Source organism: Mesorhizobium sp. M0518 (genome assembly GCF_040321125.1).
Classification (GTDB): Bacteria; Pseudomonadota; Alphaproteobacteria; order Rhizobiales; family Rhizobiaceae; genus Mesorhizobium.
This window is the reverse complement of sequence record NZ_JAMYQY010000002.1, coordinates 330468-345135: the sequence shown is the minus strand read 5'-3', so window position 1 is coordinate 345135 and position 14668 is coordinate 330468. Positions and strand designations below refer to the sequence as shown.

At 61.3% G+C, this 14668-nt stretch carries 15 protein-coding genes; 12 read left to right on the top strand and 3 right to left on the bottom strand.

Features of this window, described 5'->3' with window-relative positions:
• Window positions 1-105: 105 nt before the first annotated feature.
• On the bottom strand, window positions 106-1221 hold the full coding sequence (gene ald / locus NKI66_RS04685; RefSeq protein WP_023812057.1) for an alanine dehydrogenase: 1116 nt from the start codon (window positions 1219-1221) through the stop codon (window positions 106-108).
• A gap of 155 nt (window positions 1222-1376) precedes the next feature.
• Between ald and NKI66_RS04680 the strand changes: the two genes are divergently transcribed.
• The gene (locus NKI66_RS04680) at window positions 1377-1850 is read left to right on the top strand and encodes an Lrp/AsnC family transcriptional regulator (protein ID WP_013531467.1); all 474 of its coding nucleotides are present in this window, start codon (window positions 1377-1379) and stop codon (window positions 1848-1850) included.
• A gap of 364 nt (window positions 1851-2214) precedes the next feature.
• Here NKI66_RS04680 and NKI66_RS04675 read toward each other — a convergent pair whose 3' ends face one another.
• Window positions 2215-2868, bottom strand: a complete 654-nt coding sequence (locus NKI66_RS04675; protein ID WP_128304443.1) for a 5-formyltetrahydrofolate cyclo-ligase — start codon at window positions 2866-2868, stop codon at window positions 2215-2217.
• Window positions 2869-3031: 163 nt separating this feature from the next.
• Between NKI66_RS04675 and NKI66_RS04670 the strand changes: the two genes are divergently transcribed.
• Both NKI66_RS04670 and NKI66_RS04665 read left to right on the top strand, forming a co-directional pair.
• A complete protein-coding gene (locus tag NKI66_RS04670) occupies window positions 3032-4297 on the top strand; it encodes an NAD(P)/FAD-dependent oxidoreductase (protein ID WP_352751072.1) in 1266 nt (421 codons plus the stop codon).
• 145 nt (window positions 4298-4442) lie between these two features.
• Window positions 4443-6422: a bifunctional 2',3'-cyclic-nucleotide 2'-phosphodiesterase/3'-nucleotidase gene (locus NKI66_RS04665; protein ID WP_352751070.1), complete on the top strand. Its 1980-nt coding sequence runs from the start codon at window positions 4443-4445 to the stop codon at window positions 6420-6422.
• Between the two features lie 48 nt (window positions 6423-6470).
• Here NKI66_RS04665 and NKI66_RS04660 read toward each other — a convergent pair whose 3' ends face one another.
• Window positions 6471-7727: a class I SAM-dependent methyltransferase gene (locus NKI66_RS04660; protein ID WP_352751118.1), complete on the bottom strand. Its 1257-nt coding sequence runs from the start codon at window positions 7725-7727 to the stop codon at window positions 6471-6473.
• A gap of 331 nt (window positions 7728-8058) precedes the next feature.
• Between NKI66_RS04660 and NKI66_RS04655 the strand changes: the two genes are divergently transcribed.
• The 9 genes from NKI66_RS04655 (at window position 8059) to pdhA (ending at window position 14664) form a co-directional block, all read left to right on the top strand.
• Entirely contained in the window at window positions 8059-8193 is a 135-nt protein-coding gene (locus tag NKI66_RS04655; RefSeq protein ID WP_023812051.1) for a hypothetical protein, read from the top strand.
• 91 nt (window positions 8194-8284) lie between these two features.
• Window positions 8285-8575 (top strand): Dabb family protein, encoded by a 291-nt coding sequence (locus tag NKI66_RS04650; RefSeq protein ID WP_023812050.1) that lies wholly within the window; start codon window positions 8285-8287, stop codon window positions 8573-8575.
• Between the two features lie 113 nt (window positions 8576-8688).
• Entirely contained in the window at window positions 8689-9579 is an 891-nt protein-coding gene (locus NKI66_RS04645; RefSeq protein ID WP_352751068.1) for a VOC family protein, read from the top strand.
• Complete coding sequence (kdsA, locus tag NKI66_RS04640) at window positions 9576-10436, top strand: 3-deoxy-8-phosphooctulonate synthase (protein ID WP_031213495.1); 861 nt, start codon at window positions 9576-9578, stop codon at window positions 10434-10436. The genes NKI66_RS04645 and kdsA overlap by 4 nt, the downstream gene beginning before the upstream one ends.
• Before the next feature lie 96 nt (window positions 10437-10532).
• Window positions 10533-10736 (top strand): dodecin family protein, encoded by a 204-nt coding sequence (locus NKI66_RS04635; protein WP_127294417.1) that lies wholly within the window; start codon window positions 10533-10535, stop codon window positions 10734-10736.
• 86 nt (window positions 10737-10822) lie between these two features.
• Window positions 10823-11188, top strand: a complete 366-nt coding sequence (locus tag NKI66_RS04630) for a PRC-barrel domain-containing protein (protein ID WP_127294419.1) — start codon at window positions 10823-10825, stop codon at window positions 11186-11188.
• Between the two features lie 375 nt (window positions 11189-11563).
• Window positions 11564-12838: a phosphopyruvate hydratase gene (gene eno / locus NKI66_RS04625; RefSeq protein ID WP_023812044.1), complete on the top strand. Its 1275-nt coding sequence runs from the start codon at window positions 11564-11566 to the stop codon at window positions 12836-12838.
• Window positions 12839-13108: 270 nt separating this feature from the next.
• Entirely contained in the window at window positions 13109-13432 is a 324-nt protein-coding gene (locus tag NKI66_RS04620) for an FtsB family cell division protein (protein WP_023812043.1), read from the top strand.
• Window positions 13433-13626: 194 nt separating this feature from the next.
• Window positions 13627-14664 (top strand): pyruvate dehydrogenase (acetyl-transferring) E1 component subunit alpha, encoded by a 1038-nt coding sequence (gene pdhA, locus NKI66_RS04615; RefSeq protein ID WP_023812042.1) that lies wholly within the window; start codon window positions 13627-13629, stop codon window positions 14662-14664.
• The last annotated feature ends 4 nt before the right edge of the window (window positions 14665-14668 follow it).

Here is a 14668-nt window from a genome sequence, read left to right as displayed (position 1 = left end):
TCACATCCTTCCACGCCATGCTTTGCCTGAAAAACAGGCTTGCAAGAAAAAACCCGCCGGCATGGAACCGGCGGGTTGGATTGAAAGAGGCTGTTTTCGCGAAAATCAGGCGGCGAGAACGGCTTTCGGCTCGACCAGTTCGTAGCCGAGCGCCTCCGCGACTGCCCGGTTGGTGATCTTGCCTTTATGGACATTGAGGCCGTTGCGCAGATGATGATCGTCGACCAGCGCCTTGAGGCCCTTGTCGGCAAGCTGCAGGCCATAGTGCAGCGTCGCGTTGTTGAGCGCGTGGGCCGAAGTGACCGGCACGGCACCCGGCATGTTGGCGACGCAATAGTGGATGACGCCGTCGACCTCATAGGTCGGCTCGGCATGAGTGGTGGCGTGCGAAGTCTCGAAGCAGCCGCCCTGGTCGATGGCGACGTCGACCAGCACCGAGCCTTTCTTCATGCCCGACAGCATTTCGCGCGAAACCAGTTTTGGCGCCGCGGCACCCGGGATCAGCACCGCGCCGACGACGATGTCTGCCGAAAAGCATTCTTCCTCCAGCGCCTCGACAGTCGAGTAACGGGTGTGGACGCGGCCGGCGAAGAGGTCGTCGAGCTGGCGCAGGCGCGGGATCGAGCGGTCGATGATGGTGACGTCGGCGCCAAGGCCGGCCGCCATCCTGGCCGCGTGCAGGCCGACGACGCCACCGCCGAGCACGGTGACCTTGCCGGGCAGCACGCCGGGCACGCCACCCAGCAGCACACCGCGGCCGCCATTGGCCTTCTGCAGCGCCGTGGCACCGGCCTGGATCGACAGACGTCCGGCAACTTCCGACATCGGCGCCAGCAGCGGCAGGCCGCCACGGTCGTCGGTCACAGTCTCGTAGGCGATTGCCGTCACGCCGGACGCAAGCAGGCCCTTGGTCTGCTCCGGATCCGGCGCCAGGTGGAGGTAGGTGTACAGGATCTGGCCTTCGCGAAGCTGCGCCCATTCGCTGGGCTGCGGTTCCTTGACCTTGACGATCATGTCCGACCTGGCGAACACCTCGGCGGCCGTCTTGGCAATCGTGGCGCCGGCGGCGCGATAGGCGTTGTCATCGGCGCCGATGCCGGCCCCGGCGCCGGTCTCGACCAGCACTTCGTGGCCATGGGCGACATATTCGCGGACCGAGCCGGGAGTGAGGCCGACGCGGTATTCGTGGTTCTTGATTTCCTTGGGGCAGCCGACGCGCATTTTCTTCTCCTGATCCGGCCCTTTGGGGTCGTTCCCTGTATGGATGGAGTGAACCACGAATCGTTGCGCAGGTGTTTGCGAATGCGCTTGCGCCAACCGGCCGGTTTCGATAATCGTTGCGCGAAATAACAAGATATTCGCAGGATTCACGAATAATGCCGCTCGACAGGATTGATATCGCCATTCTCGAGGCATTGCAGAAGGATGGCAGGATACCCAACGCGGCACTTGCCGAAAAGGTCGGCCTATCGCAGTCGGCCTGTTCGCGCCGGCTCGACAATCTGGAGAAATCCGGAACCATCCGTGGCTATCATGCCCGGCTTTCCAATGCAGCACTTGGCCACCAGATGACGGCGATCGTGCACATATCGCTGTCGGGACAGTTCGAGAAGACGCTGTCGGATTTCGAGGCGGCGATCAAGCGCTGCCCGAACGTGCTGTCCTGCCATCTGATGTCGGGCGAATACGACTACATCCTGAGGATCGCGGCGAAGGATCTCGTCGACTATGAGCGCATCCACAAGGAATGGCTGTCGGCGATGCCGCACGTGACCAAGATCAATTCGTCGTTCGCCTTGCGTGAGATCGTCGACCGTACGGCCATGGGCATGAAGCCGGAGATGGCCTAGTTCCTCGACACAGAAGTTCTGACGGGTCGCTGCATAGACAAACCACCTGCCTTCGATTTGCGGAAACGGGCGTCACTTCGTCATCCACGGGCGGAGCAAGGAGTGTAGCGACGCAGCGCAGACCCGAGGATCCATGCCGCGACTTCAAAGCGTCACTACGGTGCAGAGTTCTGCTCGGCTGCATTCCTTGGTCAAGGTCACGGCATGTATCCTCGGGTCTCCGCGACGGAGCTTCGCTCCTGCTTCGCCCGTGGATGACGAAGGTGGGTGCCTTGGGTCAATCCCGAATGCCTCTGCGATCCATCGAGACGAACCATGACAACCTGGCTGCTGACAGGCCGCTAACCACCCTGTGGGGCCTGGGCTAGCTGACCGCCGTTACCACCCGATCCATCGGGATATCGTGCGGCTGCGGGTAGATGGTCGCGATGCGCTGCAATTCGTAGCCGACGCCGATGACCAGCGGCTTGAACGGCATCGCTGCCAGCGTACGGTCGAAGAAACCGCCGCCATACCCCAGGCGGTAGTTCTGGGGATCGATGCCGACGATCGGCGAGATGACGATGTCCGGCAGCACCGGATCGCCCTCGGCCGGGATCGGGATGTTCCAGACACCTTTCTCCAGCCGGTCGCCCGCTTTGTAGACGCGGAAGATCAGCGGCTGCCCCTTCTCGATGACGATGGGCAGGGCGGTGCGGCCGCCGCGTTCGTTTATGGACGCCATCCAAGGCCGCAAATCCGGCTCGCCACGAAACGGCCAATAGAGACTGACCATGCGCCCGGCGATCTCGCCGATCATCGCGTCGAGGCTTTCCGCAATGCTTTGCGACATTACCGTTCGGGCGTCGGCCGAAACAGCAAGACGCGCGGCGATCAGGCGTTCGCGCTCGGCTTTGCGCCAGCGTCTCACATCGGTCCAGTCGCTCGAAGGCGCACGGAATTGCGGATCGAGTTCGTGCATGAAACAGGGCGGCGAAGAATATTGCGCCGGAGCATCGTCGTCACGATCGTTGGCCATGCCTCACCTCATCGCGTGTTCGATGACGCTATAGCTCGCGATACGATACAACATGTGCATTCACGACATGCAACGACGAGTCTCGGGCACTGTCCATCTGTTGTTGCATTGCACAAAAATACCTACATCCAGGACAGGCAATCTTGCTATCGGGGTGAACGAAATGAACGAAGCTAGGCATCATGTCGTCGTTGTCGGCGCGGGTTTCGGCGGCCTCGAGTTCACCCGTGCACTTGCTGGCGCGCCGGTCCGTATCACCATGATCGACAAGCGCAACCATCACCTCTTCCAGCCGCTGCTCTACCAGGTGGCGACGACGGCGCTGGCCACTTCCGAGATTGCCTGGCCGATCCGCCACCTCCTGCGCAAGCGCAAGGATGTGACGACGCTGCTCGCCAATGTCACCGGTGTCGACCGCGCCGGCAAGCGCGTGCTGCTCGATGACGGCAGCGCGGTCGCCTACGACACGCTGGTGCTCGCCACCGGTGCCCGCCACGCCTATTTCGGCCATGACGAATGGGAACCGTTCGCACCTGGCCTGAAGACGTTGGAGGACGCCACCACCATTCGGCGCCGCATTCTCCTGGCCTTCGAACAGGCCGAACGGGAGACCGATCCGGCCAAACGCCAGGCACTGCTGACCATTGCGATCGTCGGTGGCGGCCCGACCGGCGTTGAGCTGGCCGGCACCATCGTCGAATTGGCGCATGACACGCTGCACGGCGAGTTCCGTAACATCGACACGCGGCAGACACGCGTGGTGTTGATCGAGGCCGGTGACCGTATTCTGGCCAATTTCGCACCGAAGCTTTCCGACTATGCCAGCAAGGCACTCGAGCGGCTCGGCGTGACGATCGAACTCGGCCGGGCCGTTACGCGTTGCGACGCTGACGGCGTCGTCTTTGGCGACAAGCATTTGGCGGCGAAGACAATCCTTTGGGCGGCAGGCGTTGCCGCTTCACCGGCCGCCGAATGGCTCGGCGCGGCCGCGGATCGGGCGGGCAGGGTGCTGGTCGAGCCCGACTTGAGCGTGCCGGGCAGCCCCGAGATCTTCGTCATCGGCGATGCCGCCCATGTGCTGCGGCCGGACGGACGGCCCGTTCCCGGCGTGGCGCCTGCCGCCAAACAGCAGGGCCGGCATGTTGCCGCCACGTTGAAGGCGCGGCTTGCCGGCGACACCAGCCCGCGGCCGTTCCGCTACCGGCATGACGGCGATCTCGCCACAATCGGCAAGCGCGCCGCCGTGATTGACTTCGGCTGGATCAAGCTGACCGGCTGGGCTGCCTGGTGGCTGTGGGGAGTAGCCCACATCTATTTCCTGATCGGCTTTCGCAACCGTCTTGCGGTTTCGTTGAGCTGGCTATGGATCTACGCGACGGGCCAGCGCAGCGCGCGACTGATTACCCAGGGCGACGACGACAAGGGCTGATTTCTTCACCCGGATCGTTCATCCGCCCGTCATCTGTTGCTGATCGAGTGGCGGGCTGATGCGCTCGACTTGTTGAATGGACTCGGGTGGGTTTCAGCGCGAAGTTCAGTTCTGGGCTGGGCTTTCACGTCGTTGAGGAGAAAACATGTCGCAACTGCTCCATCCCGTCTCCCGCCGCTCGCTGCTTGCGGGTGCCGCCGCCACAGGGGCGCTGATCATGCTGCATCCGTTCTCCGCCCGCGCTCAAGGTAACCAGGCGCATCTGAGGATCATGGAGACCACCGATATCCATGTGAACGTGCTGCCTTATGATTACTACGCCGACAAAGCGAACGACACGATGGGCCTGTCGCGCACGGCTTCCCTGATCGACGCGGTGCGCAAGGAAGCCGTGAATTCGATGCTGATCGACAATGGCGACCTGCTGCAGGGCAATCCGATGGGCGACTACATCGCCTACGAGAAGGGCCTGAAGGACGGCGACCTGCATCCGATCATGAAAGGCATGAACCTGCTCGGCTATGAGTGCTCGACGCTGGGCAACCACGAGTTCAACTACGGCCTGTCTTTCCTGGACAAGGTGCTGGCCGGCGCCAATTTTCCCTTTGTCTGCGCCAATTTGATTCGAGGCACCGAGCTTGCCGCGAACCCGCGCGACGACAAGCTCTACCTCAAGCCCTATGTCATCCTCGACAAGAAGATCAAGGACGGTTCGGGCGCCGAGCAGCCGATCAGGATCGGCATCATCGGCTTCGTGCCGCCACAGATCATGGTCTGGGATCTGAAAAATCTGGAGGGCAGCGTCAAGACGCGCGACATCGTCGAGGCGGCCAAGGCCTGGGTGCCGCAGATGAAGGAGCAGGGCGCTGACATCGTCATTGCGCTCTCACATTCCGGCATCGACGTGAAGCAGGGCGACATGATGGAGAACGCCTCGTTCTTCGTCGCCGGCGTCGACGGCATCGATGCGGTGTTCACCGGTCACCAGCATCTGGTGTTCCCCGGCAAGAAGGATTTCCAGTCGCTCGACGGCGTCGATACGCAAAAAGGCACGCTGCAGGGCAAACCCGCCGTCATGGGGGGCTTCTGGGGCTCGCATATGGGGCTGATCGACCTGATGCTGGAGCGCGACGGGTCGAAATGGAAAGTCGTTTCAGCCACCTCCGAGGCGCGGCCGATCTTCGAGCGCGTCGACAACAAGAACAAGCCGACTGTCCCGGACGACAAGCGGATCATTGCGGCCCTCGAGCAGGACCATCAGGCGACCTTGGCCTATGTGCGGCGTCCGGTCGGCAAGACCTCCGCGCCGCTCTATTCCTATTTCGCGCTGGTCGCCGACGATCCATCGGTGCAGGTCGTCAGCCAGGCGCAGACCTGGTACCTGAAGGATATTCTGAAGAACACGCAATGGAAGGATGTGCCGCTGCTGTCGGCCGCCGCACCCTTCAAGGCGGGTGGACGCAATGGCGCCGACTACTATACCGACGTGCCGGCCGGCGATATCGCCATCAAGAACGTTGCCGACCTCTACCTCTATCCGAACACCGTGCGGGCGGTTGAAATCACCGGTGCTGAAGTCAAGGAATGGCTGGAAATGTCGGCCGGCATCTTCAACCGGATCGAGCCCGGCAAAGCCGACCAGGCCCTCATCAACACCGACTTTCCGTCCTACAATTTCGACGTCATCGACGGCGTCACCTACAAGATCGACCTGTCGCAGCCGCCGAAATACGATGCCAAGGGCGGGCTGGCGAATGCTGGCGGCAATCGTATTGCCGACTTGATGTTCGATGGGAAGCCAATTGATCCCAAACAGAAATTCGTCGTTGCGACCAACAATTATCGGGCCGGCGGCGGCGGCAATTTCCCCGACATCAATGCCTCGAAGATCATCTACGAAGCGCCGGACACCAATCGCGACGTCATCGTCCGCTACATCGTCAGCGAGGGCACGATCAACCCATCGGCGGACGGCAACTGGTCATTCGCGCCATTGCCTGGAACCAGCGCCGTGTTGGAAACCGGCGCCAGGGCGAAAGATTTCATTGCGCAGGTGAAATCGCTGAAGATCGAACCGGCGGGCGAGGGCGAGGCAGGGTTTGCGAAGTACCGCATCCTTCTGTGATCACCGCTGTTCGAAGGGCTCTTTCCACGCCGTCACCGCAGCGTGGAACTACGCCTTGTAGATTACCTGGCGCACGTCGATGTAGCTGGCCCGGAACCCGGCCTCGCAATAGTGCAGGTAGAACTCCCAGAGCTTCTTGAAGCGGTCGTCGAAGCCGAGCGGGACGATCTTCTCCCATGACGCCCAGAACCGGTGACGCCATTCAGCGAGCGTGCGAGCATAGTCGTCCGGAAATACGCGCTCGCGCAGATGGGCAAGGCCATGATCCCTGCCGAGCGCCTTGAGGATAGACGGCGTCGGCAGCATGCCACCGGGGAAAACGTAGCGCTGGATGAAATCCGGCCTTGCACGATAGGTGTCGTAAGAAGCTTCGTTGATGGTGATGATCTGAAGCCCGGCGGTACCGCCGGGCTTCAGGCAGGCCTTCATCTTGCTGAAGAACACCGGCCAGTATTTCTCGCCGACCGCCTCGAACATCTCGATCGAGGCGATGCGGTCGTAGGTGCCGGTTTCGTCGCGATAATCCTGCAGCTTGATTTCGACCTTGTCGGCAAGGCCGGCCTTGGCGATGCGCGCCGTGGCGAAGTCGTGCTGCTCGCGGCTGATCGTCAGCCCGGTCACCCGGCAGCCGATCTCGCGCGCCGCGAATTCGGCGAAGCCACCCCAGCCGCAGCCGATTTCCAGCACATGGTCCTTCGGACCGATCCCTGTATCCTTCGCCAGAGCGCGATATTTGGCGGCCTGGGCGCCTTCCAGGTCGTTGGCACCGGTCGTGTAGAGCGCCGAAGAATAGGTCATGCTCGGATCGAGCCATTCCTTGTAGAAGGCGTTGCCGAGGTCGTAATGCGCCGAGATATTGCGTTTCGAACCGGTGCGCGTGTTCTGGTTGAACCAGTGGCGGACGCGCTGGACGGTGTTGATCAGCCAACTGGTGCCGCCCGCGATACGCTCGCCGATGACCGAATTGACCACGAACAGCTCCAGGAAGCTGGTCACGTCGGGGCTTTCCCAATCGCCGTCCACATAGGATTCGGCAACGCCGATCGTGCCGCCGGAAAAGGCGCGGCCGGGCAAGCGCCAATTCTTCAGCACCAGTTCGGCATCTGGGCCAGGTCCCTTGCCGCCGACGAGGACGGCACGGCCGTCCGGCAGCCTGACCTTGAGCGAACCGCGCGGCAGGTTCATCGCCGCCGACAGCACCATGCGCGCTTTCGCTGGAAGACCTTTCACGATCTCCGCGAAATTGAATTCATCGAGCCTGACCGCGTCGCTCAATGCTACGCCAAAATGTTCCTTTTGCGCCATCTCATGCCCCTGGATTTCCGCGGTGTCGGCGCAAATTGCCGGGCCACGGTTCTCTTGGATCATTCGCCAGCTTCGAACGCCGCCGCGACCGGTTCGTCGGCGAGCGGGCTCGAATGAAGTGCGCGCACCCTACCAGAGCTTCAGCGCTTCCCGGTGAATCCGTGCGACAATCTTCCACGTCATGCGGGGAAACTTCAAGGGGCAGGCTGCAACCGGGGCTGTGCCAAGCAGATTGCTCGCGCCGGCGGGCATCTGTGCCTTTGCACAGCCAAGGCGCAGCGCGTTAAAAAACGCCTATGGCCGCAGAATTCCTTGTGCGATAGATTTAGCCATGCGTTATGTAATCGTCATTGCCGCCATCGCGTTTTTCCTGATCTGGGACGGCATGTACAATCAGGGCCGGTATCTCGACACCACGGTGAGAGAACTTAGCCGCATTGTGCGATATGCTACCGGCAAGGTTTAGCTCCGGCGGCTGCAGCCGCGACATCCTTGTCGATTGACGCCAACGTCCTGCCGTCACAAAAGACCCCAGCACTTTGATCGAGGAGGCGGGGTTGATCCGGCATATCGTTTTCTTCAGCGCGCGGCGAAAAGAGGATGTCGAGGCTGTGCGCACCGGCTTGCTGGCGCTCGGCGACATTCCTCATTCCAGCCTTTTCGAGGTCACCTTGAACACCAAGGTCGATCCACTGTCCGATGAGGTCGACGTGGTCGTCTATGCGGAGTTCGCCGACGACGCCGCGCTGGCCGCCTACAAGGCGCACCCGCTCTATGCGCAGACCACCAGCAAGGTCAAACCGATGCGCGAACTGCGCTATTCCGCCGATGTCGTTGCCGGAAGCTGATGCCTTGTCCAGGTGGTGCCTTTTTCGAAGTCCGGTGAACTGACGTGGGCGAACTGGCCGGGATTGCGATCAAGTCTTGAACCGATTTGCGGAATGATGCACATCGCGCCTGCATGACCCAAACCGCAGCCGCAGGCACTCATCCGCTCGATCACCTGGTGCTGCCGACGCAGAGCCTTGAGGTTGCGCGAGCCCGGCTCACCGCGCTTGGCTTCGTCGTGGCCCCGACCGGCATCCATCCCTTCGGAACGGAAAACTGCTGTGTTTTCCTGGCCGACGGCACGTATCTCGAACCGCTCGCGGTCGGCGACGAACAGGTGGCGACAAAGGCTATCGCAGACGGCAATGTCTTCGTCACGCGTGATCGCGCCTATCGCGACAGCAACGGCGACGAGGGATTTTCCGCCATTGTTCTAGGCACGGGCAATGCCGACGCCGACCATGCACGCTATGTCGGTGCCGGCATCTCGGCGGGAGACATGCTGGGTTTTTCGCGCGCCTTCACCGACCCGGCCGGCAAAAGCGACATCGCATCGTTCAAGCTCGCCTTCGCGGCCGGAGCCGAAGCCACGGACGCCTTCCTGTTTGCCTGCGAGCGCGTCAACGCGCCTGATGTTGACCGTACGGCTTTGCAGGCCCACGCCAACGGCGCGACCGGAATTGTCGAGATCTTGGCGATCAGCGATGCGCCCGGAAAGCAGCATGGGCTTATTTCCGTGGCGGTGGACGATCCGGCCGCCGACAGGCAGGGCGGCAGGTTTCCCTTGCCGAATGCAGATTTGAGCGTGCTTGACGGCCCGGCTTTCACCGCGCGCTTCGGCCTGCCTGCCGGCGCGCCGACAGATCTACGCTTCGCAGCGGTGGTCTTTTCGGTTGGGAACGCCGATGTGACATCGAGGCTGCTTGCAGCCAATTCCGTCCAACACGATATAGCGGGCAATGATATCGTCGTGCGGCCTGCACCCGGACAGGGCGCGGCCTTCATCTTCCGGGAGATCCCATGAGCAAGCCGCAAGCGTCCAATTCAATGGCGCCCAATTCGTCGGTAACCGTCGGCAATGTCGTCTTCGACAACAAGGCGGCTCTGTCGCTGATCGCCGGCCCTTGTCAGTTTGAATCACGCCAGCACGCCTTCGATATGGCCGGCGCGCTGAAGGAACTGACCGGCAGGCTCGGCATAGGGCTCGTCTACAAGACCAGCTACGACAAGGCCAACCGCACCTCGCTGTCGGCGACGCGCGGTGCCGGTATGGACGCAGCCCTTCCCGTCTTCGACGAGTTGCGCAAGGAATTTTCGCTCCCCGTGCTGACCGATGTCCATACCGAGGAGCAGTGCGCGATCGTCGCGCCGCATGTCGATGTCCTGCAGATTCCGGCTTTCCTGTCGCGCCAGACGGACATGCTGGTCGCCGCCGCCAGGACCGGCAAGGTTATCAATGTGAAGAAGGGGCAGTTCCTCGCCCCCTGGGACATGAAGAACGTCGTCGCCAAGATCACCGGATCCGGCAATGCCAATGTGCTGACCACCGAGCGCGGCGCGTCCTTCGGCTACAACACGCTGGTGTCCGACATGCGCGCTCTGCCCATCATGGCCGAGATCGGCGCGCCGGTGATCTTCGATGCCACGCATTCGGTGCAGCAACCGGGCGGGCAGGGTGGTTCCTCGGGCGGCGAGCGCCGCTTTGTCGAGACGCTGGCGCGCGCTGCAGTCGCTGTCGGCGTTGCCGGCGTGTTCATCGAGACCCATCAGGATCCCGACAACTCGACCTCTTCCGACGGCCCGAACATGCTCCCGTTGAAGGACATGCCGGCCCTGCTCGAGCGGCTGATGGCATTCGACCGCATCGCCAAGGGCCTCTAAGGGCGGACGCATACTCCGCCGACTGCCGGCGCTTGTGGAAGGCACGAGCCGGCTATACGCTTGGCTGGCAAATAAGCGTTTTGGCAGGAGGAAGCCATGTCCGTCGCCCGCGTCACCGAAATCACATCCTCGTCGAACAAGAGCTTTCAGGACGCCATCGAACAGGGAATTGCGCGCGCATCCAAAACCCTGAAGAACGTCGAGGGCGCCTGGATCCAGGACCAGAAGATCGTCGTCCAAGACGGCAAGATTGTTGCTTATCGCGTCAATATGAAGGTTACCTTCATCCTCGCGGAGTGAACGGTCGACGCCGAAAAAGTCGGGAACCTTCGCCCGCGCCCCTCATTGTCCAAGTATGGTTCGAAACCACAATGAGGAGCACAATCATGGCAACCCAGACAGGTCACACCCAAGCCATCGCCGCTTCGCGGGTCATCGGCACATCGGTCTACAACACCGAAGGCACGAGCATCGGCAGCATCGAGGATGTGATGCTTGACAAGATGACGAACGGCATCATGTTCGCGGTCATCGGTTTTGGCGGCTTCCTCGGTATCGGCGAGAAATATCACGCCATTCCGTGGGCAAGCCTCGACTACGATGAGGACAAAGGCGGGTATGTCGTGCCGTTTTCCAAGGAACAACTCAGGGCGGCACCTGCCTATTCGATCAACGAATTGACCGGGGCGGATGGTGAGGCGGCCCGCGACGAATCCTACAATTATTACAAGGTCACGCCTTACTGGCATTAACAGCAACCACAAAGCGGCCCCCCCGTGTGGGGGGGCCGCTTTGGATTCTGGCTTATTCGCTGACGTATAAGGGGGCCATCGCCTTCGGCGGCGACTGCTGATTGTCGCACGACGTCAGGAATGCCGCCGCGATCAGGAACAGACTCACGATACCACTCAACTGGGACATGGCGAAACTCCTCCTGTTTCGCCCCGCGCCCCCGCACCATAGCCACAAGCCGGCCTGCCGTACATGACTTATGATGACAGCGATTTGCGCTTCGTGAATCGTTCGGAGGCTGATGCCGCGGCAATAATTGCCAGCCGGCCGATTGCCTTTTGCAGCACTTTGGCTAAGACGTGCGGCATTCTTCAGATCAATCGAGGACATCGCAAATGACCGCCATCATCGACATTGTCGGGCGTGAAATCCTGGACAGCCGTGGAAATCCGACCGTCGAGGTCGATGTCATTCTCGAAGATGGCTCAATGGGCCGCGCGGCGGTGCCATCGGGTGCTTCGACCGGCGCCCACGAGGCCGTCGAACTGCGCGACGGCGGTGCCCGCTATCTCGGCAAGGGTGTGCTCAGGGCCGTCGAAGCGGTGAACGGCGAACTGTTCGAGGCGATTGGCGGCATGGAAGCCGAAAACCAGATCCATATCGACCAGACCATGATCGAGCTTGACGGCACGCCCAACAAGAGCCGGCTTGGCGCCAACGCCATTCTCGGCGTGTCGCTGGCGGTGGCCAAGGCGGCCGCCGATGCTGCCGGCCTGCCGCTGTACCGTTATGTCGGTGGCACCAAGGCGCATCTCCTGCCGGTACCGATGATGAACATCATCAATGGTGGCGCGCATGCCGACAACCCGATCGACTTCCAGGAATTCATGATCCTGCCGATCGGCGCGCCGACGCTGCGCGAAGGTGTACGCTGGGGTTCGGAAATCTTCCATACGCTGCGCAAGAAGCTGAAGGATGCCGGCCACAACACCAATGTCGGCGACGAGGGCGGCTTTGCCCCGAACCTGAAAAGCGCCCCGGTGGCGCTCGATTTCATCATGGAATCGATCGAGCAGGCCGGCTTCAAGCCGGGCGACGAGATCGCGCTCGGCCTCGATTGCGCCGCGACCGAGTTCTTCAAGGACGGCAACTACGTCTATGAGGGCGAGAAGAAGACGCGCGATCCCAAGGCCCAGGCCAAATACCTGGCCAAGCTTGCCGCCGACTATCCGATCATCTCGATCGAGGACGGCTTGGCCGAGGACGATTGGGAAGGCTGGAAGTACCTGACCGACCTGATCGGCAAGAAGACGCAGCTGGTCGGCGACGATTTGTTCGTCACCAACACGGCGCGGCTACGCGACGGCATCCGCATGGGCGTTGCCAATTCGATCCTGGTCAAGGTCAACCAGATCGGCTCGTTGACGGAAACGCTCGACGCCGTCGAGACCGCGCACAAGGCCGGCTACACCGCCGTCATGTCGCACCGCTCGGGCGAAACCGAGGATTCGACCATCGCCGATCTCGCGGTTGCCACCAATTGCGGACAGATCAAGACCGGCTCGCTGTCGCGCTCCGACCGCATGGCCAAGTACAACCAGCTGATCCGCATCGAGGAAGAACTCGGCAAGCAGGCAAGCTATGCCGGCAAGTCGGTGATCAAGGGCTGATCCGGAAAACACTCGGATATCGGATGAAAGGGCGGGAGCATTCCCGCCTTTTTTCATTTCGGTTCGCCAAACCGGTCACCTGTAACCGTCCGTTAAGCACAATCGGGCGAAAAAGATCGTGAGCCGCCTGAGTTCGCGGGCTAGAGCCGGATGATTTCAGGTCTGTTCGACCTGAAGTCTGAATCCGACTCTAAATCAAAGAGATAGAGCATGTTGTCGTCCGAAAACCGCTTCACACATTTCGGCATCACGCTCTAGAGGAACCGGGCGATGTGGACGCGTCAGCACAAGCAGAGAAACACCGGCCGGCTGATCATTCCCTCGCTTTGCGTGGTGTTCCTGGCCTATTTCGGCTTTCATGCCTATCACGGCGAATTCGGCATCTATTCGAAATATCAGCTGGAAGCCCAGACGGTTGCGCTGCAAGGCCAGCTCGATGCGATCAAGGCGCGCCGCATGGAACTCGAGCGCCGCGTTCGGCTGATGCATGAAGGCACGCTCGAGAAGGACATGCTCGATGAGCAGGCACGCAAGGCGCTCAATCTGTCCCAAGCCGATGAAATCACCATTATGTTGCCGACCTCGGTGAAATAACTGATTTCCAGTTAATCGCCAATATTTTCAACGATTTTAATTGCTTAGGCGCATGCCAGCTATGCAAATTCGGCATGGCGCAACGCTTTGACGCGTGTTAGCCTCCCTAAAATCGGTGGGGAGGAGCTGATCTCCCCAGAGCAGATTTCATCCTGCTCTAATGTCCACGAAGAGACGCCAACAGGGAGTGATGCATGGCCACCGCAGCCAGAAAAGCGCCTGCCAAATCCAAATCCGACGGCAAATCGGGGCTTTCCGCCCCCAAGCCCGCCGAGTTCACCAAGGATGAAGAGCTTGCCGCCTACCGGCACATGCTGCTCATCCGTCGTTTCGAGGAAAAGGCCGGCCAGCTTTACGGCATGGGTTTCATCGGCGGCTTCTGTCACCTCTATATCGGCCAGGAAGCGGTCGTCACCGGCATGAAGATGGCGCTGATCGACGGCGATCAGATGATCACCGCCTATCGCGACCACGGCCACATGCTGGCGATGGAGCTGTCGCCGCGCGGCGTCATGGCCGAGCTGACCGGGCGTCGGGGCGGCTTGTCCCGGGGCAAGGGCGGCTCCATGCACATGTTCTCCAAGGAAAAGCACTTTTACGGCGGCCACGGCATCGTCGGTGCGCAGGTGTCTCTTGGTACTGGTCTCGCCTTTGCCAACCGCTACCGCGACAACAACAATGTCTCGCTGACCTATTTCGGCGACGGCGCGGCCAACCAGGGCCAGGTCTATGAAAGCTTCAACATGGCCTCGCTGTGGAAGCTGCCGGTGATCTACATCATCGAGAACAACCGCTATGCGATGGGCACCTCGGTGTCGCGCTCTTCGGCGGAAACCAACTTTTCGCATCGTGGTGCCTCGTTCAAGATCCCGGGCATCCAGGTCGACGGCATGGACGTGCGCGCTGTCAAGGCTGCCGCCGACCAGGCGACCGAATGGTGCCGCGCCGGCAACGGGCCGATCATTCTCGAAATGCAGACCTACCGCTACCGCGGTCACTCGATGTCCGATCCGGCAAAATACCGCTCCAAGGAAGAAGTGCAGAAGATGCGCTCGGACCATGACCCGATCGAGCAGGTCAAGGCACGGCTGATGGAAAAGAAGTGGGCGACCGAGGACGAGCTCAAGACCATCGACAAGGAGGTCCGCGACATCGTCGCCGACGCCGCCGAATTTGCCCAGAACGACGCGGAGCCGGATCCGTCCGAGCTCTGGACCGATATCGTATTGTAACGGG